23 protein-coding genes are annotated in these 26599 nt (G+C 60.4%); 7 read left to right on the top strand and 16 right to left on the bottom strand.

The window, feature by feature from the left end; genetic code table 11:
- Nucleotides 1-4: 4 nt before the first annotated feature.
- From ligA to LJF34_RS02305, 10 genes are all read right to left on the bottom strand, one after another.
- A complete protein-coding gene (gene ligA / locus LJF34_RS02350; protein WP_231183022.1) occupies nucleotides 5-1651 on the bottom strand; it encodes an ATP-dependent DNA ligase LigA in 1647 nt (548 codons plus the stop codon).
- A gap of 127 nt (nucleotides 1652-1778) precedes the next feature.
- On the bottom strand, nucleotides 1779-2948 hold the full coding sequence (gene thiI / locus LJF34_RS02345; protein ID WP_231183021.1) for a tRNA uracil 4-sulfurtransferase ThiI: 1170 nt from the start codon (nucleotides 2946-2948) through the stop codon (nucleotides 1779-1781).
- Between the two features lie 51 nt (nucleotides 2949-2999).
- Nucleotides 3000-4199 carry a methionine adenosyltransferase gene (locus LJF34_RS02340; RefSeq protein WP_231183020.1) on the bottom strand — a complete coding sequence of 400 codons (1200 nt, stop codon included), beginning with the start codon at nucleotides 4197-4199 and terminating at the stop codon, nucleotides 3000-3002.
- Between the two features lie 65 nt (nucleotides 4200-4264).
- Nucleotides 4265-4804 carry a class IV adenylate cyclase gene (gene cyaB, locus LJF34_RS02335; protein WP_231183019.1) on the bottom strand — a complete coding sequence of 180 codons (540 nt, stop codon included), beginning with the start codon at nucleotides 4802-4804 and terminating at the stop codon, nucleotides 4265-4267.
- A 48-nt stretch (nucleotides 4805-4852) separates the two neighbouring features.
- The gene (locus LJF34_RS02330) at nucleotides 4853-5785 is read right to left on the bottom strand and encodes a complex I NDUFA9 subunit family protein (RefSeq protein WP_231183018.1); all 933 of its coding nucleotides are present in this window, start codon (nucleotides 5783-5785) and stop codon (nucleotides 4853-4855) included.
- Nucleotides 5786-5893: 108 nt separating this feature from the next.
- Entirely contained in the window at nucleotides 5894-6574 is a 681-nt protein-coding gene (locus tag LJF34_RS02325) for a phosphoglycolate phosphatase (protein WP_231183017.1), read from the bottom strand.
- 42 nt (nucleotides 6575-6616) lie between these two features.
- Complete coding sequence (locus LJF34_RS02320; RefSeq protein WP_231183016.1) at nucleotides 6617-7045, bottom strand: low molecular weight phosphatase family protein; 429 nt, start codon at nucleotides 7043-7045, stop codon at nucleotides 6617-6619.
- Nucleotides 7046-7106: 61 nt separating this feature from the next.
- Entirely contained in the window at nucleotides 7107-8228 is a 1122-nt protein-coding gene (locus LJF34_RS02315) for a hypothetical protein (RefSeq protein WP_231183015.1), read from the bottom strand.
- 1 nt (nucleotide 8229) lies between these two features.
- Complete coding sequence (gene glpK, locus LJF34_RS02310) at nucleotides 8230-9774, bottom strand: glycerol kinase GlpK (RefSeq protein WP_231183014.1); 1545 nt, start codon at nucleotides 9772-9774, stop codon at nucleotides 8230-8232.
- A 192-nt stretch (nucleotides 9775-9966) separates the two neighbouring features.
- The gene (locus tag LJF34_RS02305) at nucleotides 9967-11109 is read right to left on the bottom strand and encodes an AAA family ATPase (RefSeq protein WP_231183013.1); all 1143 of its coding nucleotides are present in this window, start codon (nucleotides 11107-11109) and stop codon (nucleotides 9967-9969) included.
- Between the two features lie 176 nt (nucleotides 11110-11285).
- On the opposite strand from LJF34_RS02305, the gene glpA reads away from it, so the two are divergent.
- Genes glpA through LJF34_RS02290 form a run of 3 tightly spaced genes read left to right on the top strand, consistent with a single transcriptional unit; the run spans nucleotide 11286 to nucleotide 15557 of the window.
- The gene (gene glpA / locus LJF34_RS02300) at nucleotides 11286-12953 is read left to right on the top strand and encodes an anaerobic glycerol-3-phosphate dehydrogenase subunit GlpA (protein WP_231183012.1); all 1668 of its coding nucleotides are present in this window, start codon (nucleotides 11286-11288) and stop codon (nucleotides 12951-12953) included.
- Complete coding sequence (gene glpB, locus LJF34_RS02295) at nucleotides 12943-14223, top strand: glycerol-3-phosphate dehydrogenase subunit GlpB (RefSeq protein WP_231183011.1); 1281 nt, start codon at nucleotides 12943-12945, stop codon at nucleotides 14221-14223. Before glpA ends, glpB begins: the two co-directional genes overlap by 11 nt.
- A complete protein-coding gene (locus tag LJF34_RS02290) occupies nucleotides 14220-15557 on the top strand; it encodes an anaerobic glycerol-3-phosphate dehydrogenase subunit C (RefSeq protein WP_231183010.1) in 1338 nt (445 codons plus the stop codon). The genes glpB and LJF34_RS02290 overlap by 4 nt, the downstream gene beginning before the upstream one ends.
- On the opposite strand, the gene LJF34_RS02285 is transcribed toward LJF34_RS02290, so the two are convergent.
- The gene (locus LJF34_RS02285) at nucleotides 15550-16230 is read right to left on the bottom strand and encodes a hypothetical protein (RefSeq protein ID WP_231183009.1); all 681 of its coding nucleotides are present in this window, start codon (nucleotides 16228-16230) and stop codon (nucleotides 15550-15552) included. The two genes, LJF34_RS02290 and LJF34_RS02285, sit on opposite strands and share 8 nt — an antisense overlap.
- Nucleotides 16231-16350: 120 nt before the next feature.
- On the opposite strand from LJF34_RS02285, the gene LJF34_RS02280 reads away from it, so the two are divergent.
- On the top strand, nucleotides 16351-16911 hold the full coding sequence (locus LJF34_RS02280) for a plastocyanin/azurin family copper-binding protein (RefSeq protein ID WP_231183008.1): 561 nt from the start codon (nucleotides 16351-16353) through the stop codon (nucleotides 16909-16911).
- Between the two features lie 78 nt (nucleotides 16912-16989).
- Nucleotides 16990-17301 (top strand): hypothetical protein, encoded by a 312-nt coding sequence (locus LJF34_RS02275; RefSeq protein ID WP_231183007.1) that lies wholly within the window; start codon nucleotides 16990-16992, stop codon nucleotides 17299-17301.
- Here the strand turns inward: LJF34_RS02275 and LJF34_RS02270 are convergent.
- From LJF34_RS02270 to LJF34_RS02260, 3 genes are all read right to left on the bottom strand, one after another.
- Nucleotides 17282-17398 carry a rubrerythrin-like domain-containing protein gene (locus tag LJF34_RS02270; protein WP_231183006.1) on the bottom strand — a complete coding sequence of 39 codons (117 nt, stop codon included), beginning with the start codon at nucleotides 17396-17398 and terminating at the stop codon, nucleotides 17282-17284. The genes LJF34_RS02275 and LJF34_RS02270 overlap by 20 nt on opposite strands.
- A gap of 41 nt (nucleotides 17399-17439) precedes the next feature.
- A complete protein-coding gene (locus tag LJF34_RS02265) occupies nucleotides 17440-18372 on the bottom strand; it encodes a DUF368 domain-containing protein (RefSeq protein WP_231185030.1) in 933 nt (310 codons plus the stop codon).
- Nucleotides 18373-18566: 194 nt separating this feature from the next.
- Complete coding sequence (locus tag LJF34_RS02260) at nucleotides 18567-21641, bottom strand: oligosaccharyl transferase, archaeosortase A system-associated (protein WP_231183005.1); 3075 nt, start codon at nucleotides 21639-21641, stop codon at nucleotides 18567-18569.
- A 451-nt stretch (nucleotides 21642-22092) separates the two neighbouring features.
- Between LJF34_RS02260 and LJF34_RS02255 the strand changes: the two genes are divergently transcribed.
- Complete coding sequence (locus LJF34_RS02255; protein ID WP_231183004.1) at nucleotides 22093-22872, top strand: glycosyltransferase; 780 nt, start codon at nucleotides 22093-22095, stop codon at nucleotides 22870-22872.
- Nucleotides 22873-22946: 74 nt separating this feature from the next.
- Complete coding sequence (locus LJF34_RS02250; protein ID WP_231183003.1) at nucleotides 22947-23951, top strand: glycosyltransferase family 4 protein; 1005 nt, start codon at nucleotides 22947-22949, stop codon at nucleotides 23949-23951.
- Nucleotides 23952-24014: 63 nt separating this feature from the next.
- Here LJF34_RS02250 and LJF34_RS02245 read toward each other — a convergent pair whose 3' ends face one another.
- Both LJF34_RS02245 and LJF34_RS02240 read right to left on the bottom strand, forming a co-directional pair.
- Entirely contained in the window at nucleotides 24015-24926 is a 912-nt protein-coding gene (locus LJF34_RS02245; protein WP_231183002.1) for a hypothetical protein, read from the bottom strand.
- A gap of 78 nt (nucleotides 24927-25004) precedes the next feature.
- Complete coding sequence (locus LJF34_RS02240; protein ID WP_231183001.1) at nucleotides 25005-26540, bottom strand: oligosaccharide flippase family protein; 1536 nt, start codon at nucleotides 26538-26540, stop codon at nucleotides 25005-25007.
- Nucleotides 26541-26599: the final 59 nt, after the last annotated feature.

The raw sequence follows: 26599 nt of genomic DNA, 5'->3' as shown, positions 1-26599 counted from the left end.
ATCCTTACTGCATCTCCGCTAGTCGCTCGATCCGTTCCAGCGAATCCGCGGCGTCAGGCGTCTTGTCGTCGCGCACGCCGAGGAATCGCGGGAATCGGAGCGCGAACCCGGACGAGTAGGTCGGAGATCGCTGTATCTCCTCGTAGCCAACCTCGAAGACGATTTCCGGCGATAGTTCGACCGTTTGACCGTCTTGCGTGGCGATATGCGGTTCGAGGAGTTCCGTCAACTCCGCCAACTCCACGTCGGTGATGCCCGTCGCCACCTTGCCGAGGGTTTCGAACCCGCCGTCTCCAGTCCGCGCGGAGAGGAGGAACGTGCCGAGGAAGCTCGCACGTCTGCCTTCTCCCCACTCCCCGCCCGTGACCACGAGGTCCACCGTCTCCACGTCGGGTTTTCGCTTCCGCCAGTTCTTCCCGCGCCGTCCCGGCGAGTACGTCGAGTCGGGACGTTTGAGCATGATCCCCTCGTGGCCCGCGTCGAGCGCGTTCGCCTCGATATCGGCGATTTCGTCCTCGTCGCCGGTGATGGATAGCGCGGACACGCCGCCGGAGAGGATTTCCTGCAATCGGTCGTGGCGTTCCGCGAGCGGTGCGGTCAGCAAGTCCTCGCCGTCGACGTGCAAGCAGTCGAACGCCCGGAGTTCCACCGCGACTTCCTCCCGGGCACGCGCCACGTCGTGTTTGCGACGGAACCGCCGCAGTACCTCCTGAAACGGCAGGGGTTCCCCGTCGTCCATCGCCACGACTTCGCCGTCGACGATGGCCGGGACGGCGAGATTCTCCTCGGCGTACTCGGCGATTTCCGGCAGCGGGTCCGTCACCTCCTCCATGTTCCGCGAAAAGATTCGGACGTCCTCGCCGTCGTAGTGCAGTTGCACCCGCGCGCCGTCGAACTTCCATTCGACGCCCGCCTCTTCCCAGTCCTCCAGCGCGCCCGTGACGGTGCCCGCCTGTGCCAGCATCGCTTGCACCGGCCTGCCCACTTCGAGTTGCAGTTCGTCCAATCCGTCCTCGCCCTCCGCTTCGGCCACGCGGGCGACCCGCCCGTAGTCGTTCGACACCTGCAAGGCCCGCTGGACCGACTCGACCGGTACGTCGAACGCCGCCGCGATGGCGTCTCGAACCGTCCCCTCGCCGACGCCGATTCGCATCTCCGAGAGGACGAGGCGGGCCAGATACCGCGCTTCCCGCGACCCCGTGCGGTTGAACAGCCCGAAGAGGATGTCGATTTTCGTGTCCTGACTCCCCGACCCTTCGACGTTCGCCAAATCCTCGAGTTTCGTCGCGATTTCTGCGACCGTCAACTCGTCCCGTCCACCGCCAAAGGCGGCGAGTCCCTGTTGGCCGCCGAACTCGTAACTCGCCGCGACTGCGCCGATGTCGCCCATTTCGGCCAATCGGTCCTCCACGTCGTCCGCCGAGACGTTCTGTCCCGCGGCGCGGGCGACGGCGGTGTAACACAGGTTCGGCCCGATGTCGAGCGTCGTGGAGTCCCACGCGGGAAACACGCGCCCCTGAACGAACCGGGCCAGTACTTCGAGGTCGTCGTTCGCCGACGAGAGGAGGTCGGTGACGGCGTCGATGATATCGCTATCCGCGCTCAACTCCTCGATTTCCGCGGCCGTGTCGGCGAACTCCCCGAACTCCATTATCGGGCGTTACCGTCGGTCGGAGTTAAGCCTACGGCTTTCGATTTCGGGGGTCTCGGTGGGCGCACGGCAGCGAATTTAATTCTACTCAATAGCACGGGGACGAACCGCGTTCGAACCGCGTCGGTCAGAGTTCGACGAGTTCGACGTTCTCGGCGGCTTCCTTCGCGAGTTCGAACAGCCCGTCGGGTTCGGCGTTTTGGGCGATTTCGTGGGTCGCGTTCGTCTCGGGGTAGTCGGGCGCGAGGCGGTTACACCCCGCGGGAATCGTGGACTCGGTGTAGGTGTCGATGCGACGGGCGCGGGCCACGATGTCGCTCTTGTCCATCGTGAGAAGCGGTCGGTGGATGGGCATGGACGTGGCGGTGCTCACGACGCCCAGATTTCGGGCGGTCTGGCTGGATTTCTGTCCGATGGCTTCCCCGGTGACGATGCCGTGGGCGGACTCCTCGCGGGCGACGTATTCGGCGACGCGGTACATGAACCGTCGAAAGACGAGCATTCGGGCGGGTCCGACCTCCTCGCCGAGCAGGGTCATCGCCTCGCCCGCCGGAACCTTCCGAACGCGCATGTCCCGTTCGGGGGCGTACCTCGCCAGTTTCCGAACCGTTTCGATGGCGCGGGCTTGGTGGTCGATGCCGCCGTAATCGCCGAGGTCGAGGTAGACCGGGATGACGGGGCTGCCGCGCTTCATGACCTCCCACGTGGCGACGGGCGAGTCGATGCCGCCGCTGACGAGCGAGACGAGTCTCGTCTGCGTTCCGAGCGGGAGTCCCCCCGGTCCGTCTCGCTTTTCGAGGAAGACGAAGGCGTCGTCGTCGCGCACTTCGACGGAGAAGGTGATGTCGGGGTCGTCCAGATCGACTTCCGGGTTCTCGACGGCGTTCCAGACGGCGGTGCCGCCCTCGCGTTCGAGTTCCGCGCTGGTGAACGGGTGGTCCTTCGAGGAGCGCCGGGCGCGCACGGCGAAGGTCCCCTCGTGGTAGTGTTCGCGGGCGGCGTCGGCCAGCGTCTCCTCGATGACCGATTGCTCGGGCGAGACGACGGCGGCGGGACTCGCCGACTGCACGCCGAACGTGTCGGCCGCCGCGGTCGTCGCTTCCTCGATGTCATTCTCGTTCGCGTGGATGAAGAGGCGCGACCAGCGGCGTTCGACCTCGGCGTCGATATCGCGGTCCGCGAGTATCGCGGCGATGTTGTCCCGGAGCCGTCGCTCCATCTCGGTCTGCACTTTCCCACTCTTCACGCCCACGTCACCGTGCCGGACGAGGACGGTATCGGCTCCCGACGGATGCATAGCCGGGCATAACAGTGGCCGGGATAAACGACTGTCGAACGCGCGCGGGAATTAAAACGTCGTCACGTCGCCGTCGATGGCGCGCTTCGTGATGGTCGAGACGTTCGCCAACTCCTCGTCCACGAGTTCGACGATGTCGGCTTCGATATCGCTCAGTTCGACGCCTTCTTCCGTGACGACGTGTGCGTCGGCCACGTGCGGTTCGTCGATGGGACGGCCGATTTGCGAGAGGAGGCGAACCCGCATATCGCGGATGCCGTCCACCTCGGCGACGACGGTTTCGGCGATTTTCGTGCTCAGCAGGTTGTATATCTTCCCGATGTGATTCACGGGGTTCTTTCCGCTGGTGGCTTCCATGCTCATCGAGCGGTTCGGCGTGATGAGGCCGTTCGCGCGGTTGCCACGGCCGACGGACCCGTCGTCGCCCATCTCGGCACTGGTGCCGGTCGTGGTCAGGTAGATGCTCTCGTCGTCGTCGGCGGTGTTGACGTAGACGTTCACGTCGCGGTCCGTGTACTCGTTCGCGACCTGATGAACGTAATCGCGTACCGCTTCGACCATCGCGTCGTACTCGCCGCGGCTTTCGACGTATTTGTCCACCATCGCTGCGGCGACGGTCACGTCGATCGTGTCGCGTTCGCGCTTGCCCATGATCTTTACGTCCGGACCGAGCGCTGGGTGGTCCGCGGCGAACTCGCCGTTGAGTCGGTGTTCCGCGTTCAATACGATTTCTTCCGTTTCCGAGAGCGGTGCGTGGCCGACGCCGAAACTCGTGTCGTTCGCCATCGGAACCGTCGCGCCCTCCTCGGAGAACACGTCCTGCAGGTCGCCGCTTCCCTCGCCGAGTTTCACGTCGATGATGACGTCCCGTCCCACGTCGAGTTCCGGGATGTTCTCGTTGAGATACTCGCGGGCGGCGTCGAGTGCGACGGTGTCGGTCGGGATTTTCGTTCCTTCGTACTCCTTCGTCGCGCGGCCGACGAGGAGGATGTAGATGGGTTCGACGAGTTCGCCGCCGCCGAATCTCGGGTTCGAATTACCGGCGACGAGTTGCGTCTCGTCCGTGTTGTAGTGGAGGACTTTCCCCACGCGGTCGAGATATAGCTGCGAGAGTTCGCTAGAGACCGCTTCCGCGATACCGTCACAGATCGAGTCGGGGTGGCCGATTCCCTTCCGTTCCACGATTTCGATGTCCTGGTCTTCGACCGCCCGACGGTCGATCGGTTCGACCTGAATGTTCCGCTCAGTCATTATACCGCCTTCGGAGTCACGGATTCTATAACTTGCGGAAACGCTTCCCCGCCGAAACATTACTGTCACTCATCTTCGAGTAGTAATCCCAGATACGAGGTGCGTATCTGGTCGTTCGGGTTCAAACCGAGTTCCGAGAGCACGTCGTAGGTACCGATACGGGCGCGTTCGACGTCCGCTTCGTCCGCTTCCGTTTCGACTTCGACGAACTCGCCGAGTCCCGCCACGACATCGAGGGTGACGACGTAGCCGTCGAGTTCGTACCGTTCGCGCTCCTTGGTCACCGTCGCCGCCGCCTCGAACCCGAGCGCGGAGAGGAGTCGGTCCACCGTCTCCCCGTCGCCGACGACGGTTTCGTGTTCCTTTCGCGTCTTGGACTCCCGTTCGACCAGCGGGCCTTTGTAGGTCACGACTTCCTCGGCGTCGCCGTCGTCGGATTCTCGGCGAATGCGAAGCGCTTCGTCCGTCTCCGCGAAGTCGCGGTGCGGTGCGTCGTAGTAGAAATCCTCCTGCGTTACCGTCCCGAGCGAGCGGGCGTCGAGTTCGTGAAGGCGTTCCCGAACCGCCTCGTGGTCGGCCCGGACCTTCACTTCGACTTCGTACATGCTCGGGGGAAGGAGAGCGGGAGTCAAAAACACACCGCGTCCGCGGAGTCAGGCCGCTCGCGTCGCCGCTTTATCCCTCTCCGCCTCCCCCGCTTCGTCCGAAACGCCGAGGTAGTCAGCGAGGGGTCGCAACTCCTCCGGTGTTCGGCCGAACGCCCCAACGTCGTTGTCCGAAACCGTGTTGTCGAACTTCAAGGAGCGGTACTGGTCCGCGCCCATCGGGACGAACGGAATCGCGCCCGCGATCGTCAACCCGATTCCGGCGAGCGGCATCGGAATCGGCAGGACGGCGACCGACTTTCCGTCCGCTCGATAGGCCAGTTTCGCCACGTCGGCGAGCGTGAGAACCTCGGGACCGCCGAGGTCGTAGGCGTGCCCGAGGTGCGAGTCGTCCTCCACGCAGTCCGCCAGCATCGGCGCGAGGTCGCCGACCCAAATCGGCTGGAATCGCGTCTTTCCGCCGCCCGGAAGCCCCGTCACGTACGGCGTGGTGAGAACCTTGGTGAACGAGACGAACTCGCCGCCGTCGCCGAAGACGACCGACGGGCGGACGATGACCCACTCCAGCGACGACTCGCGGACGACGTTCTCGGCTTCCCCCTTCGCTCGAATGTAGGCGGTCGTTCCGTCCGGGTCCGCCCCCAGCGCGCTCATCTGGACGAGTTTCGGGACGCCGTGTTCCTCCGCCGCTCGAACCACGTTTTCCGTCCCGCCGAGGTGAATTTCCTCGTGGCTCGTTCCACTGGGCGGTTTGAACAGCGGCGAGAGCGCGACCAGGTTGACCACGGCGTCCCGTCCCGAAAACGCGCCCTCGATGCTCTCGTAGTCGGTCACGTCGCCCGAAACCGTCTCGACGCCGCTCGGGAAATCGGCGTCCGACGGCGACCGTGAAAGCACCGCCACGTCGTGTCCCCGTCCGTGCAGTTCTTCCGTGAGCGCCGTCCCGACGAATCCGCTCCCGCCGACGATGAGTACTCGCATACCCTACTCTTGGCGCGTCACGGACTTGACGACACCCCCTGACGTGTTCGACATGGGTCGTCGTGGGCGACGAGGCGGTCGTATTGGCACACCGATTTTCCCGTCATCTCAGTCGCTCGGCCACTCGCGTATCTCCTCCAGAATCGAAATCGTCCCGTCCGAGTACGACCCCTCGATGACCGTTTCCGCCGCGCGCTTTGCCTTCTCGTCGGCGTTCGCCACCGCGTAGCTCTCGCCGACGACGCCGAAGGTGGAGACGTCGTTTTCCGAATCGCCGATGGCGACGAACTCCTCGGTATCGCGTCCGAGCAGTTCCGCGACGGATTTGATACCCATTCCCTTGCTGACGCCGGACGATTTGACGTGATAGGCGAAGCCGGTGTCCACGATTTCCTGTCCGTACTCGCTCGCGAGTTCCGAGAGGGGGCCGAGCGGTTGGTCGCGCTGAACGGCTATCTCCGTCTCGCGCCAGCGGTTGGTCAGGTCACTCTTTCCCCACCCGAGTTCGTGGCCCGCCTCCTCGTAGGCTTCCGCGACGCGTCTTGCGGCTTCCCCGTCCCCGTTTTGCGTGATTTCGTCGTTCACGAGGACGACGCCGCCGTTCTCGGCGATGACGAGTTCAGGAATTTGAAGGAAGTGACAGAGGGCGACGGGATAGGGAAACGCCTTCCCGGTGGCGATGACGACGGGAGCGTCCCACTGGGGAAGGAGGTCGAAAAATCGCGGGTCGATGGAGTCGTCCGGGCGGGTCATCGTACCGTCGATATCGAGAACGAGGGGTGAAGCCATGGCGGCGATTCGACGGTTCGACACTTAGTTTCGGCGTTCGCGTCACCCCCGGTACTGGCCTTCGATTTCGTCGAACAGCGACCCGACGCGCTCGCTGATTTCGCCCCGAATCCCGCGCACCGCCGCGGCGTCGGTTCCGTCGGGGTCGTCGAGGTCCCAATCGCGGTTCTCGCCGCCCCACGACGCCGGACACACGTCTTTCGCCGAACAGCCCATCGTGATTACGTAATCACACTCCTGTAACTCCTCGAACGTGACTTCTCGCGGCGTTCGGTCCGCGACGTCGAATCCGCACTCGGCCATCGATTCGACTACCGACCGGTGGACGTGTTCGGCCGGGTCGGTGCCGCCGGTGACGAGTTCGACGTCGACGTCCCTCGTTTCGAGTTCGCGCTCCGCGAACGCCGTCGCCATCTGGCTTCGACCGGCATTTTGCACACACACGAATGCGATGCGGGTTGGTTCGATCATCGACGAACGATTCGCGGAAAAGGGGAAGTACGTTTCGAACGTTCGAAAAACGAAATCCGAGTCAGAACGCCGGAACCCACGCGCTCTGCGGGAAGACGCCGAGCACGGCGCACACCGCGACGAGGAGGGTTCCGAAGACGATGGTGGCTGCGGGCGGGTCCATGTGCGTGTCGGCGTGGGAGTAGAACACGCGCTGGAACGCCTCGCCGAACAAGCCGCAGACGAGGCCGAAAACGGCACCGACCGCAAGCGCGGTCAGGAGCGGAATCTCGGCCTGAATCGCGGCCGGTGAGGCCGTCGTGATGTTCATGCCTGCCGGAGCGAGCGCCAACGCGGCGGTGCTCGCCGGGAGACTCATGTGGTGGGTGACGGGCATCTTCTCGACGCCGCAGTTCAGGAAGACGAGGCTGGCCGCGCTGATGCCGAATGCGAGGAACGGGCTTCCGGTCGCGTATGCGGTGTACGCGCCGAGAATCCCGACTACGAGGCCGAGCGTCGCCACGTTCAACCACTGGTACTGGTGGGGAAGCCACGGTTCGACGAGGAATCGGCCGCTTGCCGTCCCGCCGTCGGCTTTCGCGGACCCGCCGTCCGCCGTCGCCGGTTCGCCGATGACGCGGCGCTCCTCGGACTCGAACGGGGACATGTTCAACAGGCCCTGCTTGGCGTTACCGATGATGCTGTAGCCGAACGCGAGTCGGTGGAGCACGGCGGAGAGGACGACACCCATCGCGATGGGGTCGTAGGGCATCGCGTAAATCGTGGACAGTTGGGTGAACCAGTAACCGAAGATTCCGAAGACGCCACCGACGACGAGTACGTCGGGTTTCGTCCCCAGCGCGAAGGTGATGTTCTTCGCCTCGTGGAAGTCGAACCCGGTTTCCATGTAGCCGCGTTTGGCGGCGTAGGCGGCCGCCGCCGCACCGGCCGCGAAACTGATGGCGGGCGAGAACACGGGGCCGAACGCGATGGATCCGGTGATTCCCAGCGCGCCGAGTTCACTCGCGCTACCCGGACCGGCGGCGGCGGTGTACCGTCCCACGATATTGGCCGCCTCCCCGGCGATGACCATGAACCCGGTGAAGATGAACGCCGGGAGCGCGCCGACCGCCGCGCCGAACGCGCCGCCCGCGAAGGCGGCGATGAGCATCTCGATCGCCCAGAGTGATTCGAGGTTCGCCATCTCAGGCACCACCCTCGTCGGCCCAGTCGAGCGACCGCTCGACGGCGTCTTGCCAGCGGCCGTACTTCGCGTCGGCCGCGTCGCTTTCCATGTTCACTTCGAACTCGCGGTCGACCTGCCAGTTCTGACGGAGTTCGTCCACGGTTTCCCAATAGCCGACGGCGAGGCCGGCGGCGTAAGCCGACCCGAGCGCCGTCGTCTCGTCCACGACGGGCCGAACGATGTCCGTTCCGAGGATGTCGGCTTGCAGTTGGCAGAGGAAGTTGTTCTTCACCGCGCCGCCGTCCACGCGGAGGGACTCGACTTCGATGCCGCTGTCGGCCTCCATCGCTTCGGCCACGTCGCGGGTCTGATACGCGATGGATTCGAGCGTCGCTCGGACGACGTGTTCCTTCCGCGTTCCGCGGGTCATTCCGACGAGGGTACCCCGGGCGCGCTGGTTCCAGTGGGGCGCGCCGAGTCCCGTGAACGCCGGAACCATGTACACGCCGTCCGTCGAATCGACGCTCCGAGCGAGGTTCTCGGTCTTCCCGGCGTCCTCGATGAGGTCCATGTCCACGAGCCATTCGATGGCCGCGCCGGTGACGAAGATGGACCCTTCGAGCGCGTACTGTACGGGTTCTCCCGAGCGCTGGAATCCGACCGTCGTGAGGAGGCCGTGTTCGCTCTCGACCGCGTCCTCGCCGGTGTTCAGGAGGAAGAAACTGCCCGTCCCGTAGGTGTTTTTCGCGTCGCCCGCGTCGAAGCAGGTCTGCCCGAACAGCGCCGCCTGCTGGTCGCCGAGCGCGCCGGCGACGGGGATTTCCGCGCCGAGGAATCCCTCGGAGTCGGTCGAACCGTACGTCTCGTCGTCGCTCGACGGTCGCACCTCGGGCAGCATCTCGCGCGGAACGTCGAACTCCTCGCAGAGGCCGCCGTCCCAGTCCATCTCGTGGATGTCGAACAGCATCGTCCGCGAGGCGTTCGTCACGTCCGTGATGTGTTCGCCGGTCAGGTTGTATATCAACCACGTGTCGATGGTCCCGAAGAGAATTTCGCCGGTCTCGGCGCGGTCACGCAAGTCCGCCGGGCGAGCACGCTGGGTTTTGATGGGTTCGGCGTTGTCGAGCAACCATTCGGCCTTGGTCGCCGCGAAGTACGCGTCCGGTTGGAGGCCCGTCTTCGCGCGAACGGCGTCGGCTTTGCCGTCCTCCTCCAGGCGCTCGATGCGGTCGGTCGTCCGACGGTCCTGCCAGACGATGGCGTTGTGAACCGGTTTGCCGGTGTCCGCGTCCCACAGCAGGGTCGTCTCGCGCTGGTTGGTGACGCCGAGCGCGGCGAGTTGGTCGGCCTCGATACCCGCCTCCGCGAGCGCGGATTCGATGACCGACTGCGTGTTCTCCCAGATTTCGAGGGGATCGTGTTCGACCCATCCCGGTTCCGGGTATATCTGTTCGTGTTTCTCGTAGGCGTTCGCGACCACCGTTCCCGCGTGGTCGAACACCATGAACCGAGTGCCTGTCGTTCCTTGGTCGATTGACCCGACGTATGTTCCGTTCGTTGACATATGGGTAGCCTCTTGGATTCGTTGCTGGCGGACGAGGTCCGCTCAGCGTGGCCTCATCCATTTTTACTGGCTGTAGGCCATTGGCTGTAAACATCAAACACTTTCGTTATAAATGTTCCCCCTTCATCCATGCTCGTGAAGCATACTGACAAATCGGGGTAGACGTTTCCGGTAGTGATTGCCGGAAACCGTTCAGTTCTCCCCTAACGCCCGAAACGCGAGCGTCGGAAATCGCGGTTCGAGCCTGCTCGGTTTCCGTCCGCTTCGTCGCCCGTTCGTGGTCGTAACGCGTTCGAGGACGCCCGCTTCGGCGAGTTCGTAGAGGTAGCGGGTGACGGTCCCCGACGAGAGGTCCGTCTCGGCCGCGATGGCGGCCGCGCTGGTTTCGACCGTCGTTCGTTCGTCGGCGTCGAGTTCCAGCAGTTCGGCGAGTACTCCCCGACGATTCTCCGGGAGCGAAAGCACGATGCCGAGCGATACGCCGTCGGATGGCACCGCATCCATCGCGACCCTCAAATCGTCGTCCCGAACCCGGTCCGCGTCGGCATCGACGGCGAGCGTCACCGCACCGAACAACGCCGCGAGCGCGTCGTGAGCGTCACCGTCGGCCCACTCCGCGAGCGTCTTCACCTGCGTGTGGTCGAGGACGCCCTGTCGTAACCCGCGTGATGCTCGTTCGGTGATAACATCGACGAGTTCGTGCGTACTGTAGGCCGGAATTTCGAGCGTGCGCGTCGCGCTTTCACGGGCCCGCCCGACGGTAAGCACGGACAGCGATTCGTCCATGTCGTCGAAGAGCGCCGTCGCTTCCTCGGCGGAAAGCGTCTCTTCCTCGTTCACGTGGTCCACCGCGACGACGACGGCCCGGTTCGACCGGCGAACCGCGGTCTCCAACTTCTCTTCCAGAACGCCGGTGCCGACGCCGCGTTCCGGGACGTGGTCGTCGGTGAGCGAATCGAGAACCGAGCGATACAGCCGGAAAGGCGTACACGCCCGCCGGGAATCGATGTACACGAAGTCGAACCCGCGTTGGTTGACCGCCCGAGTGGTCGTCAGTATCGTCCCTTGCCCGGGCGACAGCTGTTTTCCGAGTTGGCTGAACAGCGCGGACACGAGCGCCGATTTTCCAGCACCGGGCGGCCCGTAGAGATGGACGTTCGGCGGGAGCCGGTCGGAAAAGAGCGCATCGAGTGCGTCGAGCAGTCGTTCCAACGTGGACCCCCGACCGACCGGATTCGCGACGTGCGTTACCGGACTCAAGGCACTCCATTCGACGACGAGGTTGGCGGCGGGGGACGTCGCGCGTCGTCGTTCGATGCGCTCTCCAATATCCATTATCGCGGTCTAACCGGGCGAATATAGATAACAGTTGCCTCTCCGCTGTATGTTTCGACCCATATTTCTCGAAAAGGAACACGAAATAAAACGCGGAGATCACCGGACGGCCCGTATTTTATCACTACTACCCTCGCTGGCGGTAAACTAAAGTACGTTCCAACCAACCCCCATCCATGGCAACAGACGCCGACGTGCTCGTCGTCGGGGGTGGTTCAACGGGCACAGGTATCGCCCGGGACCTCGCGATGCGGGGACTCGACGTGACGTTGGTCGAGAAGGGAAACCTCACCCACGGGACGACGGGCCGAATGCACGGCCTGCTCCACAGCGGCGGCCGATATGCCGTCTCCGACCAAGCCAGCGCCGAGGAGTGTATCGAGGAGAATCGCGTCCTCCGGGACATCGCCAGCCACTGCGTCGAGATGACTGGCGGTCAGTTCGTGCAACTGGAGGGCGATGACGACGACTATTTCGAGGAGAAGCTACGGGGCTGTCGGGACTGCGGCATTCCGGCGGAGGAACTGACCGCGAAGGAGGCGCGCGCACAGGAACCGTACCTGACCGACGACGTGAAACGCGCGATTTCGGTCCCTGACGGCGCTATCGACCCGTTTCGGCTCTGCGTCGCAAACGCCGCCGACGCCGAGATGCACGGCGCACGAATCGAGACGCACGCCGAAGTGACGGACGTGTTGGTCGAGGGAAGCGACGTGGTGGGCGTCGAAGTCCGCCACGCGAGCGGGCCGGGCAAGCGAAACCACGCGAAACCCGGAACGACGGAGGAGATTCGCGCCGAGTACGTCGTCAACGCGACGGGCGCGTGGGCGGGACAGCTCGGCGACATGGCGGGCGTCGACGTCGAGGTTCGGCCGTCCAAGGGCGCGATGGTCGTCATGAACTGCCGACAGGTGGACACCGTCATCAACCGCTGTCGACCGAAGGGCGACGCCGACATCATCGTCCCGCACGAAGTGACGGCGATTCTCGGAACCACGGACGAGGAAGTGGCGGACCCCGAGAACTACCCCGAGGAGGGATGGGAGGTCGATTTGATGATAGACGAGTTGTCGAAACTCGTTCCCATCCTTCGCGAGTCCCGAACGATTCGCACCTTCTGGGGGGTCCGCCCGCTGTACGAACCGCCGGGGACAGGAACGACCGACCCGACGGACATCACTCGCGACTTCTTCCTGTTGGACCACGAGGACCGCGACGGCCTCGACGGCATGGCGAGCATCGTCGGGGGGAAGTTCACCACCTATCGGATGATGGCCGAGAAGATTTCCGACCACGTCTGTGACAAACTCGGCGTCAGGGCGACGTGCCACACCGCCGACGAACCGCTCCCCGGAAGCCACGATTTCACCCTCCTGCACGACTACATGGACGAGTTCGGTCTTCGTTCGCCGGTCGGCCGACGGAGCGTCCAGCGACTCGGCAGTCGCGCCGAAGGCGTCCTCACGAGCACCGACCCGAACCCCGTCATCTGCGAGTGCGAGGCCGTCACCCGCGCGGAGATTCACGACGCCATCGAGGGGTCCGGGTCCGACCTGAACGCGGTCCGCATCCGCACCCGGTCCTCGATGGGCAACTGTCAGGGGGGGATCTGCTGTCATCGGATGGCGAACGAACTGTATCCGGGGTACGACGAACCCACATCTCGAAAAGCGCTGGACGAACTGTTTCAGGAGCGCTGGAAGGGCGAACGCCACGGCCTCTGGGGCGAACAGCTCTCACAGGCCGCGCTGAACTACGCGCTCCACGCGACGACGATGAACCGCGACGAGAGTACCGACAACATCGACTTCGCGGCGTTCGACGGGGGTCAGCGTGGCGATTGAGGACGACGTGGTCGTCATCGGCGGCGGCATCGCCGGGATGGCCACCGCGCTTTCCGCGGCCCGCGAGGGAGTACGGGTCAGACTGCTCTCGCACAAGGAGAGCACGCTCCGCCACGCGAGCGGCCTCGTCGACGTGTTGGGATACGCCGACGGACTGGTTTCCGACCCGTTCGACGCGCTCTCCGCGCTCCCCGAGGAGCATCCCTATCGAACGGTCGGCGAGGAGGGAATCCGCGACGGCCTCGCCCTCCTCGATACCGTGACCGACTACGCGGGGGGCCACACGGACCGGAACGCCCTCGTGCCGACGTTCGGCGGGCGCGTCAAACCGACCGCTCGGTATCCCGAAACGAGCGCGAACGGACTGGCGAGCGACGAGCGGGACACCCTGTTGGTCGGCTTCGAGACGGTGGTCGATTTCGACGCACCGCTCGCGGCCGACCGACTGTCGGCGGACGTGCCGTTCGACGCACGCGGCGTCACCGTCGCGTTTCCGGGCGACTTTCGGACCGACGCCCGAATCACCCGACTCGCCCACGCGCTGGACGAGAACGAACGAATCGAACGGGAACAAAGCGGGATTTCGACGTCCCTCCCCGCTCGCACCGCGCTCGCCGAACTGGTCGAACCCCACCTCGGCGACGCGGAGCGCGTGGGCTTTCCGGCGATACTCGGCGAGGACCGACCCGCGGACGTGATTTCGACCCTCGAAGCCGAACTCGGCGTCGACGTGTTCGAAGTACCGATGGGGCCGCCGAGCCTTCCCGGCATGCGCCTCGAAACCGCGTTTCACGACGCCCTTCAGGACGAAGGCGTCCGAACGACCTCCGGGAATCCCGTCGTGGATTTCGAGGGTGACGACGAAATCGAGGCGGTCGTCGTGGAGCGAAACGGCGCGGAGATTCCGTTCTACGGCGACCAGTTCGTGCTGGCGACCGGGGGTTTGGTCGGAAAGGGGATCGAATCGACGCGCGAGAGCGTGTACGAACCGATATTCGACTGTCACATCGCCGCACCCGAGGACCGCTACGACTGGTCGGACCCGGCGGCGTTCGGCGACCACGCATTCGCCCGGTTCGGCGTGGCGACGGACGACGAACTTCGAGTCCTCGACGCGGCGGGCGAACCGGCGTTCGACAATCTCCGTGCCGCCGGCGGCGTTCTCGGCGGCTACGATTTTGCGGCGGAGAAGTCAGGAAGCGGCGTCTCGCTCTCGACCGGCGTCGTGGCGGGACGGATTGCGGGCGAACAGGTGAATGTGAATCCATGAGCGAGAAGCAATCAGATCGACGAGACGCGGCCGAACTGCGCGACGTGTTTACGGGCGAACCGCTCGACCTCAGACCGGGGTCCGACGACTGTTACAAATGCTCGACGTGCGATACGGAGTGTCCCGTCGCCGAAGTGGACGACGAGTTTCCGGGACCGAAATTCCAAGGTCCCGAGCAGTGGCGACTCAAGCGCAAAGAGGACCACGACATCGACGATTCCATCATGTCGTGTTCGAACTGCATGCGCTGTGATAGCGCCTGTCCCTCCGACGTGCCGCTTTCGGGGATGCACAACACGGCCCGCGGGGAGTACGTCGAGGAGGAGATGTCGAAGTTCTCGCGGGAGTATATCCGTAACCGGATTCTGGCGAACTACGGACGGCTCGCGCCGCTCGGCGCGAAGTTCCCCCGCCTCGCCAACTTCGTGATGGGCCTCTCGGTGACGAAGACGGCCTACGAGAAACTCCTCGGTATCGCGGGCGAACGGGAGTTCCCCGCCTTCGCCGAGCAGACGTTCACCGACTGGTGGGAGGAGCGAGGCGGCAACGCCGCCTCGAAGAGACGAGCGCGGGAGGCGCGAGAAGAGCGAGGCGGCGACGAGGACGCCGATAAAAAGGTCGCCTACTTCCACGGCGACTACTCGAACTTCAACACGCCGGAAGTCGCCAAATCGATGGTCCGCGTGTACGAGGAGTTCGGCTACGAAGTCGTCGTGCCGGAGCAGCGCTGTTCCGGAACGCCGATGTTCGCGAACGGGATGCTAGACGATGCGAAGCGCGCCGCGAAGTTCAACATCGAGACGTTCGCCGCGCTGGTCGAACAGGGCTACGACGTCATCTGTTCGTGTACCTCCTGTTCGATGGCGCTCCGGCAGGAGTATCCCGAACTCTACTCGTTCGACGGCACCGCGAAAGTCGCCGCGAACACCTTCGAAGCACTCGAATACCTCCGAATCAACGAGGACTTGGACGGCGCGCTCGCGAATTCCTCCGTCCCCGAATCCGAGTTCGGAACCCTCGCTTACCACGCGCCGTGTCACGCCAGAAATCAGGGACTCGACGGGCAGGCCGTCGAACTGCTGTCGGCGCTCGACGGCACCGACCCGGTGGACGTGGGCGACTCCTGTTCCGGCATCAGCGGCACGTACGGGTGGAAGGAGGAGAAGTACGACACGTCGATGAAGATCGGCGAGGAGATGTTCGACCACATGGAAGAATCGGGTGGCGAAACGGGCATGACCGAGTGTCCGACCTGCGCGATGCAGATGAACCACGGGACGGGGTACGATATCCGACACCCGCTGGAAGTGCTGGACGCGGCGCTGGTCAGTTGAACTCCCGCTGAATCCTCTCGGCGGGTCCCTGAATCTCTTCGGCGGTTTCTTTCGTCTCGGTTCCCTTTTCCGTGCTGTCCTGCAGATGGCGCTCGATTCGGCCGCGCACGTCCGCCAACAACTCGTCGGGTCGGTCGTTCGCGTAGTATCGAATCGACGTTCCGCTTGTGAGTTCGAGGCGCACGTACGGTTTCTCGTACCGAATCGAGGAGAGCCACCCGTACCGAACCTCCGTCGTCGTGTCCTTGAAGTATGGAACCCTGTCGACCATATCGACCCCGACGCCCTCGTGAAACGTGAGCGCCCCGTCGCCGACGAAGACGGTTGTGGTGAAGTAGCGCTCGTCGGGCGTCACGAACAACGAGGACCCGGAACTGTAGTTGAGCGTGTACGTCGATTCGTGTGGTGTGGTTTCCGCCACGGCCCGGCGCACCTGCTTCGTGTACTCCGCGTGGGGTTCGAGGAGGGTCCAGTACGTGCGGTCTATCTCCTTGGTCCCGAGGTACCAGAGACCGAGACCGGAGACGACGCCGACGAGATATCCGGTTCCCGTTCCGGTCGTCGCGCCGAAGAGAATCGATAGCGCAACCGCGAGTGCGAGTCCCGCCTCGAACCGCCACCCGAGCCACCAGAGGAACGTGCTCACGTCGCCAACCGTGTCGTCCGTCCTCATGTCGTGGACTGCGGTCCCGTCGGCTGAATAGTTTTTTATCGGAGCACTTTCGCGTCGATAACTCCCGTATCGACCTGTATCTTCTTGACGATTCCCGTCGTGGGACCTTCGGGGGGTACGATGTCAGAACAGCAAACGGGGAGCACAACGAGGCGAGCCTTTCTCACGACGATGGCAGCGGGGTCGCTCGTCGCCGCGAGCGGGCGCACCGACGCACAGACGGAAACGTTCCGACTGGGTGGTGAGGTACAGGCGTGGCAGGGCCAGAAACCGTCCAGCATCGCCGGGAAGTCGAACCCGACGTTGGAACTGAAGCCCGGACAGAAATACCGCGTCGTCTGGGAGAACCTCGACGGACTGCCGCACAACTTCGTGCTCTTGGACGACTCGGGAAACGCGCTCGAATCAAGTGACATCATGTCCCAGAAGGGAGCGACCCAGACGGTGACGTTCACCGCCACGTCCGAGATGGCGAAATATCACTGTGAAGTCCATCCGACGACCATGGTCGGCACGATTCAACTGTCGGGAGGCGGCCAAGAGGCCGACGCCAATAGGGGTATCTCGACCGATTCGTACATCTTCGCCGCCGCAATCGTACTCGCGGCCATTTCACCGCTGTTGTTCGCGTTCCTGTTGATGGTTTTCGGCACCGGCGACCGAGTCCGGCCGTCCGGATAGGGGAATTACGGACGTCACTGTTCGTCACGGGTGAGTTCCAAAGAAACGCTTTAGCCCGACGGGTGGGTCGGTTCAGTCGTGTTCGATACTCTCACCCGCGAAATCGATCTGATAGAGCGGACGCTCGAAGTTCTTCTACTCGTTCAAGAGCACGAACCGATCGGGATACGTCGTCTTTCACGGCGCTCCGGTACGGAACACCACGAAGTCCGCTCGTCCCTTCGCGTCCTCGAAGAGGACGGGTACATCGAATCGACGCCGAACGGAGCGACGACGACCCTCGAAGCGGGGACGTTTCTCGCCGAGATGGACGATACCATCGACGGCGTGACGGCACAAATCGACTCACTCCCAATCTCCCTATTTATCCCTACTCACGCGGAACACTGACGTTTCGCATCTCAGCACCGCACTCGGGACATTCACCCGGGTGCTGGAGCGCGCTCACGCGGTTTCCGCAGCTTTCACATTCGTATGTCGCGGTCATCGAGGGGAGTACGCCGTGCGATGAGTTAACAATATCTCTTGTCAGTAATCCAAATCGTCGGTGGTGTAGTCCAGCAGTAACACCGCGCCGCCACCGACGAGGACGGCGACGAGTGCGCCGCCGACGACCGTCGGCGTCCACGCGAAGGTCGGTGCCGCGACGGTCTTCTCGACGGGATAGCGAAGCGCCCCGACCATCAGGCTGACGAGGAAGGTGAGCGTCGCGGCGCGATAGTGTTCGAACGCCCACGAAACGATTCTCGAAATCGTCAACACGCCGACGAGGGCACCGACCATGAACGTCACGACGACCGTTCCGTGAGTGACGACGGCGTCCAGAGCCCCGCCATCGACGAGTCCGACGAGCGCGTCCTTGAACCCGTGCAGGTTCTCGGAGAGATAATTGTACTGACCGAGGAGCATGAGGATGAGTGCTCCGGACACACCCGGGAGAATCATCGCGCTGATGGCGACCATCCCGGTCAGGAAAACGAGCGGGAGGGGGGTCGAACCGGTCGCCGATTCGGTCGCGCCGGCGATCAGGAAGGCGATGGCGAAGCCCGCGATGGCGGCACCGACTTGTCCCGGCGTACTCACCGACACCTCGTCGTAGAGGACGATGGCCGATGCGGCGATAAGACCGAAGAAGAAACCGTACAGGAGGACGGGGTACTGTTTACTTCCCCACGTGACGAGTCCCGTGACCGCCACGAGCGCCGTTGCGATTCCGGCACCGAGGGCGAGCAGAAACGGGATGTCCATCTTCGAAAGCTTCCTTCGTGCAATCGCACGCTCGTCGGGGTCGTACGCTCGAAGGACGTTCAAAACGATTCGGGGGTCGAACGACGCGACGGCGGAGATGAGGCGTTCGTAGATGCCCGTGATGAGGGCAATCGTCCCGCCGGAGACGCCAGGGACCGCATCGGCGGACCCCATACAGACGCCCTTCAGGTATACCGTCAGCAGGCCACGCATTGCCCCGAGGTTTCCGGTCGAATCAAAAAACGATTCCCATCCGCGGTCGACGCCGGCAGGCTCTCGCTCGTCACCAGTCACGGGAGGTGCTACGAAGCACTCGAACAAGAGGATGTGGGCTGACTGTCGACCAGACTACAACAAAAACGAACCAAAATACGAAACCGAAAACCCCGCTCGAAAATCGAAGCGTTTCAGTCGCGGCGCGCAACGACCATCGCGGCCGCGAACGTGCCGACGAGACCCGCGCGGGTCGTCGGTGCGGCGGGACTCGGCAGCGAACTGCTGTTCGTCGAGTCGTTCGCTCCGGCCGTGCCGTTGCCATTCGTCGCGTTACCGCTCGTCCCGTTGCCGTTCGTCGAATTGCCCATCGCCGGACCCGACGATGAGTTGCCGGTCGAGTTGTTCGCGCCCTCAACCGGAACCGTCTGCTGTTGGTCCACGGAGACCGTCACCGGACTCGTGTCCTCGCCGATGACTTGGCCCTCCGTGACCTGTGCCGTCGCGTTCTTGAACGTGAATCCGTTCTCCCCGGCCGTCTCCGGCGTCTTGAACTCGTACGGACCGGCGGCGCGGACGTCGACGTTCGTGTAGCCCTCGTCGGTTCCCCACTTGTCGTAGCCGGTCGTGGAGTACGGGAGCGTCATCGTGAACTCGCCGTTCTCGTCGGTCTGGGCCTTCTGCGTGTAGGTGAACGTGCCACCGCTCTGGGAGTTCAGCTTCACCGAAGCGGTGATGGTGGTGTTCGCGGGACCGGTTCCCTGCACCGTCGCACCGGGCACGCGCTCGAACGTCTTGACCCACGAGGGCGATGTGCGCAGGAAGTCCTGTCCCGTCGCGCCGCCCTGTTGGAGCAGTTGGAGTCGCTGGACGAGCACTTGGTAGTGCGAGGAGACGTACGTCGATTTCGACTGGCTCTCCTTGACGACGCGGTAGTGTTGCAGCGCCGGAATCCGTTCGCTCGGGTACGGTCCGATGCCGCCGATTTGCGAACTACCGTCCTCCTCGACGAAGGCGCGCGCCTCCTTCATCGTGTCGAACGTCCGAACGACCGTCTCGTTCGTTCCCTGTGGCTTGACCTTGGACGACACCTGCTGGCCGTTCTGCGTCCCAGTGACGACGTCCCAATCGAGAACGATCGGTTTCGGTTCGACCGAACTGCCGCCGTACATGTACAGGCGGACCATCTGCGTCTCGTAGTAGGCCTGTTTGTGCTGGATGACGTAATTGCCCCGATTGCCGATGTAAATGGGGTCGATGAACGTCGATTGCGAGACGTTCTCGTTGAACACCGTCGGCGCGAAGAACTTGACGTTGCCCTGTCGCCCCTTCGTCTCGATCATCTTCCAATCGACCATCACGTAGCGCGTCTCCTCGTTCTTGTCGCCGAGCGAGTCAAGAACGTTGTTCGCCTGCGACTCGCTCTGTGCGAGGAGGTAGTTCGCGGCGGTCCGGGCGCCTTCTTGGAACGGGTTGGCGTTCGGAATTCGCTCCCCTTCGACCGTAATCCAGTGGCCGTAGTCCCACCACGACATGACGCCGTACGACCCGTCCGGATAGTCGTAATCGCCGTCACCCTGCGTGTACGTGCCGTTGTATTTCATCGCGTTGTCGGCACCGCCGTAGGTGCCCTCCTGTGGGGTGTTTGCCTGCATCCACTGGAGCGACCCTTCCCACTGCGTTACCGCACCGGGACCGGTGCTGTTTCCGACTCGCTGTGCGGTGTACGTCTGCGTGCCGCCGACTTGCACCGGAACGATGAGTGCCGGAACGACGAGCAGGACGACGAAGACCACCGCGAGCACCTGATACGCCTCAACGTTTCGAATCGTTTCGCTGGCCGAGCCGCCGATACCGACGAAGCCGAGAACCCCACCCAGAAGATACGCGTTTAGCACCGCGACCGGCACCGCGAGGTAGTAGTTGAAGCGAACCTGCGTGAACGCCGCGGCCACGATGAACGCCGACCAGACGAGAATGAGGAGCTTTTCCCCCTCGTGTTCGTCCGCGGAGAGCGCGCGCCAGACCATCAGCAGCGCGCCGACGATGGCGGTGAAGAACATCAACCCGTACTGCGGAAGGACGGCGGACGTGAGGGACTGATTGGCGAGGAAGGGCTTTGCTTCTCCGATCGTGCGCTGTGCCGCGTTCGCACCGAACCCGACGAATCGGATGAGGTTGACCTGAATCAGATTGAACAGTCCCGGCAGCGCGACGTAGACGACGAGTGCTCCGACCGCGAGAATGCCGAAGACGGCGACCGGATAACCGGCCGTCGTGAGGTCGCGGTCGTCCCATTCGCGCGCCAACCACACCATAAAGACTGACCCGACGGCGATGGCGAACGCCATGAGCGGTTGGAGGAGTGAGAACTTCGTCGCGCTGAACGAGAGCGTCCCCAGCGGAACGAACAGGAGGAGTCCCGCGACGCCCATGCTGACCGACGCGACGAACGCGAGGTGGTCGGGACTGATACCGCGCACGTAATCCGCGGTCAGTTTCAGCAGGAAGAACACGCCGAAGATGCCGATGAGGAGAACCCCCGGCGGCCACACCCACAGATAGAGCGCGGTCGCGATACCCGCGAGGATGCCGTAGCCGAGCGGTCGGCGGACGGACGCGAAGTCGCGGTCCACGAGCAGTTCGAAGACGGGACGCTCGCGTTCCGCCACCGAAACCGCGACCATCATCGCCAGCACGGCGAACGACTGGAAGAACGGTTCGACGACGTTGTGGTCCGAAAAGCCGACCAATCCGCGATTGAGGAAGACGCCCGGAATGAGTGCCAATACGAGAACGCCGAAGACACCGCCGAGTCGGCCGCCCAACCGCTTCCCGATGAAGTAGGTCGGGACGGCGACCAGCGTACCGAACACCGCCGGTGCGACCAACAGCGTCAGTGCGACCGTCTTCTGGGACGGATCGCCCAATCCGACGATCAGCGCGGCCGTGGCGACGATCTGGTCGTAGAGCGTGCCGAACTGACCGACGCTCGTCCCGAACGGATAGTACGTCCACGGGTCGAACGGCATCGTCGCTGGCCAGTGACTGACTGTATACTGTACTTGCCTGAGGTGATACCACGCGTCGTTACCCGAGAAAAACACTTCGCCGTTCCTGACAAAGTTGTTGTAGGACTGCAACCGAACCCACAACATGAATCCCAGCAACACCGCGAGTACGGGGACGTGGTACCATTCTTCTATCTGATCGAGGACTGAGTCAGTAGGATTGGAGGAGTCCTCGACCTGTTCGGTGCCTTGGCTCATCGAGTGAAACGTCTGGGAAAGTGGGGATAAGCCTTATGATAGTAGACTAATATAGCTCCGAATGCCATTTTGGTTCGAGACGAAATCCGCATATACATATACCTCACAGTCTGGAATATCGAACAGTAGTGACTCGAAACGCGCCGAATAGACCAATGACTGACAAATCGTTGTACGCCGTATTACCGCGGGAGTCGGTAGTATTCGGTTTACCACGTGAGAAGAAGGCAGCAGGCGAATATCGGCAATCAATATGAACATCCTCTGGCTTGCACAGAATCGACCCGACAACATCAGTATCGGCCGCCAAATCCTCGCGGAGCATCTCCGTCAGAACGGATTCGACGTCACGCTTTCGAGTACGACACCGAAGGCAGTTGCCACCGAAGCCACGCGCCTCCGCAGTTACGATCTGATAATCGGGACGACCCGTGCGGGTGCTATCGCCGGGATGGTATTGAAACGGCTGGGAAATCTCCCGCTCGTCGTGGATAACATCGACCCGATACGGCAGTTCGAGGAACAATCGCCGTTGTTAGCACCGCCAGTACGGGTCCTCGAAAACAGAGCCCTGCGTGTTGCCGACCACGTACTGTACGTCTACCCCGAAGAAGAAGATCGAATCGGGAAATACGCGTCCAGTTACTCTCAAACGGATTTCGGCGTCGAATACGATATGTTTGCGAACCCTGACCCGGATTCGATTCAACGGGCTTCGTCACGGTTCGACTCGCTCGATTTGAACGACAACGTTGCGATTTACGTGGGTGGTCTGGACCCGATATACCATATCGAGGAGATGATAAAGAGCATGGAATATCTCGACGATTGGAGCCTCGTGATTATTGGAACTGGTTCGTTGAACGAATTCACGCGTACTGCTGCGGAGCAGATGGAGAATGTCGAATTCTTGGGAACCGTTCCCCACGAGGACGTTCCGGGATATCTCCACCTCTCTGACGTTGGTCTGTGTCTCGTTGACGACGCTCGAACGCTCAAAGTGCTGGAATATATGGCTGCGGGATTGCCGGTAGTACAATTGGATGGTGAGGCACGTGAGCGGTTCGATAGTTTCCTGAATTTCTGCACCCGTGATTCGGAAGCGATCTCATTGGCGATCAAAGATTCAAGAGAGATTAACGCTCATGGTCAACTAAAGGACATCGCTGCGAGATATAGATGGGAGAACATCGCTGAAGACTATGTACACGCGATAGAAATAATCATTTAATCTATGCTCTCATATGCCAATTACCGGCCAGTATACAGACACATTTATACCCGGTGTCGAGAAACTTGGCTTGAATGCCAAAGGTGGCACTTCTCCATTCGAATACCGATTTTGGGAACGTATTACTAGACGAAATCGACTCCAGAGGGAACGAGTGGGAAGTGGACTTACTCACCTCTCTTTCTATCAACCAGAGAATCATCGCACTATTACGAGGGGATTATGACCTTATACAAGCTGATGAAACCCTCGGGAACGGAGTACTAGGTGCAGTACTTGGAGTTTTAACCGAGACTCCACTTATGATCGTACTTCGTGGTTGGGGAGATATGACAAACGCTCATAATCAGTATGGCCGCCTCCGTGAAACCTCGATATATATCCGATCAAAAGCAGTTCTCAAAATTTCCTCCAAGGTCACTGGTATAAGCCGAATAACGGAACGGAAAATCAACGAGAAGTACGGTGTGCAATGCGATGAAATCATCGGACGGCCGATAGATGTTGATTATTTTAGGAGTGGTACAAAGAAAGCCGATAGCGATAAATTCATCATATTAACCGTGACGAACCTTCGATATCAGCAAAAACTGTCCGGTGTAAAAACGATAATTGATGGTTTAACTGATATATTCGATGAATCAGACGATATCGAGTATTGGATCGCTGGGGATGGACAGTATCTCAATACTCTCCGACGATATGTGGATTCCACTGATTATTCAAGTCGGATCAAGGTACTCGGGTATCAGAGTGACGTCCCGAATTTACTGTCACAAGCGACCATTTTCATATATGTGAGCCACCTCGATTCCCTCTCAACCGCAGTTCTAGAAGCACAGGCTGCCGGACTTCCCGTTATTGGGGGCGACGCGGTAGGTGTACCAGAGGCGGTAAGTGATGCGGGAATAGTTTGTCCTCCATCCGCAGAAGGCATCTCGGAAGCAAGTTTCGAACTCTTCCAAAATGAGTGTCGTAGAAGAGAATATAGTATTCGTGCCTCTAGGAAGATGTCCGCATATAATGACAAAAGTATTGAAACACTCCTCAATCTCTGGGGGGATATGATTGATAACTAGGCTGCAGATTCGAGTTCCTACAGATCACAATATTATATGAACCGATCTCACATGTGGAAACAACTACAGGTATCCCAAAGTTCGTAGTTTATTTTCGAGATCGCCGTCATCTGTGTTCGAACGTTCTTCTGGACCAGCATTTATGACTGCCCAAGGAACGTGACGAAGAACGGGGTGGTGAACATTCGGTGGATGTCCATACAGTCGTAGCGGAGTTGACCCCATTTGCTCACCAACCCCATTACCGTGATCCGATGTGATAACACTGACACCGGATTGTGACCGAAGCAGTCGTTTTACTTCATGAAGAACATATTCGAGATTTTCACGGTATCCCTCCCAAGCAGCCTCTTTATCAACAAGCCCGAGACCGATAGCTTCCCAGACGTCGCTTGCTCCTTCCCTAGCTGAATTAGGAGATATTTTATCAGTATCTTTGAAGCTTGAATATCTCAACCCTGGATGATTAATGAACGGATAGTGAGGCTGCAAATAATGGACGATGAGACGTTTGTCCGGATGTTGGTCTTGAGTTGCTAAAGCCGCATCGGTCACCTCAGAAGGCGGTACTGTCCCGAGATCATCATCGAATCCGTGTCGCCACACCTCTACGAACTTGTGAAACGCCGTACCCACGGAACGAGAAACAACGGGATTTCCAGTCACGTAAACCGTATCGGTTAACGCTTGATCCGAGAAATTGTTGCGACACCATTCATTCGTTGCACTACCTGCGCTGTATTTAACTGAATACGAATCATATTGCTCTACCTCAACAACTTCCTCGAAGAGATCGTGCCGGCAAGCATCGAGAATGATAAGAGTGTCCCATTCCTCGTCAACGACAGAAATCCCGTTACTCGAAAATACCGATTGTAGTGGCCCATAGACCCGAGATAGAAATCGGTTAGTCCACCACGTGGGGCGGGCGCCATTTTTTGCGATTTCAGAGGCAATATATTTCCAACGGCTCATAGTCAATTCTCATTTCAGTGTAAGAAGACTTCTCCGATATTAATTGTGGTATCGTGTCAGCTTTGACATTCGGTAGGATCAGATTCCTCGCTGAGCAATAGAGCGAACAATGTATAGTGAGATGTCATATTTGTCTTCTATGTCCCGTAGTAGCAATAACTCATAGTCTTCAATCGCGAATAGAACGACGATTATCGAATATCCGGTTGCAAATAAGAGTAAAAATGTGATTAAAGGGATAACTCCCTGAATCGGTGTAAATTCCTCAAATGCAATTTTTAATGCGTAAAATAGCGATATTACCGCGATCCCTGTTGTGAGAAACGCCCTTGAAATCGGGTGTATATTTATTTTCAAATAGAGATGGGAATTGAGTAAAATATTCAAGCACGCATAACTGACCGTTGTAGCGATCGCAGCACCCACGAGTCCATACTGTGGAATAAGCACGAGATTCAATATAATATTCAATATCGCAGCGATGGCACTATCATACATAACTAATCGTGATTTACCAATGGTTGTAAGTGCCGGAGAATTCGGTCCTGCAGCAACATGGGTTGCAAAACCAAGCGATAATATCGAGAGGACGGTCGTGCCACCCATATATTCCTCTCCGAACGAAATATATATTATATTCTCAGAAAGAGAAAAAAATATGAGGAACAGCGGTAAGCTACCGACAAATATCCATTTTGACACCGCACGATATAGTTCACGCATCTCCAGCAGTTCATTATTCGAATGGTACCCTGAAAGAACCGGCATCGTAATAAACCCAAATGCAGTATATATCGTAGTCAATAAGGTTACCAGTGGATATACTACCTGATATACACCTATATCTCCTGTCGTTACATGAGGAGAAGCTCCGAGAAGGAACGTATCGATATCTGAGAATATAAACCACATCATACCAGTTATTGCGAGGGGTGATGAGAATTGGAGTAACTCACGGTACATAAATGTAGGTCGTACTTTTCTACAGAGTGGCGTCCGTTTCCAGAGATACAATCCACCGAGAATTGTAGCGACAATATATGGTACCGCATAGGCTATTGCACCAGCAATTATTCCGTAACCCAAAAGGACAGATAATGTTATAAATCCGACACGGACTATCGGCTGTGAGATGTCTTTGATGATCACACGAGGAGTTGTTTGACTCATTCCACGAATAACACCGATAGAAAACCGAGAAAGAACAGCAAATGGTGCTGCGAGACTGAATATTTTAAGTACTAGTTCTACCCCCGAGTCATGGAAAACGTTCTCTGCCAGGAAGGGCGAAGTGAGGAAGGCAACACCCGAAAATAGAATACTCATACTAAGCGCTACTGTAAGACCGGATAAAATAACGCCACGTTGTCTTTCATCAGTTTCAAACCGGGGGAGATACCGCGCGACGCCTTTGTCAACACCGAGTAATGCGAAACGTTCTATCGTGGTAATAAGAACGATACCGAGTGCGAGAGCACCATAGTCAAATTTCCCCAGATATCGTGAGATAGCCACCTTTCCAATAAACGACAACCCATAATTTAAAACAAGCCCGACAAAGACGACGGATCCTCCTTTAAATAGACGTTGTAAAGATGTATTGAGTTCCGACATGGTATGAAACGTCTTTCCATCCGCTTGTATCCTTTATCATTCCACTCCTCTGCCGTAGG

Source organism: Haladaptatus sp. DYF46 (genome assembly GCF_021083305.1).
GTDB lineage: Archaea > Halobacteriota > Halobacteria > Halobacteriales > Haladaptataceae > Haladaptatus.
This window is presented reverse-complemented; position numbering and strand designations above follow the sequence as displayed.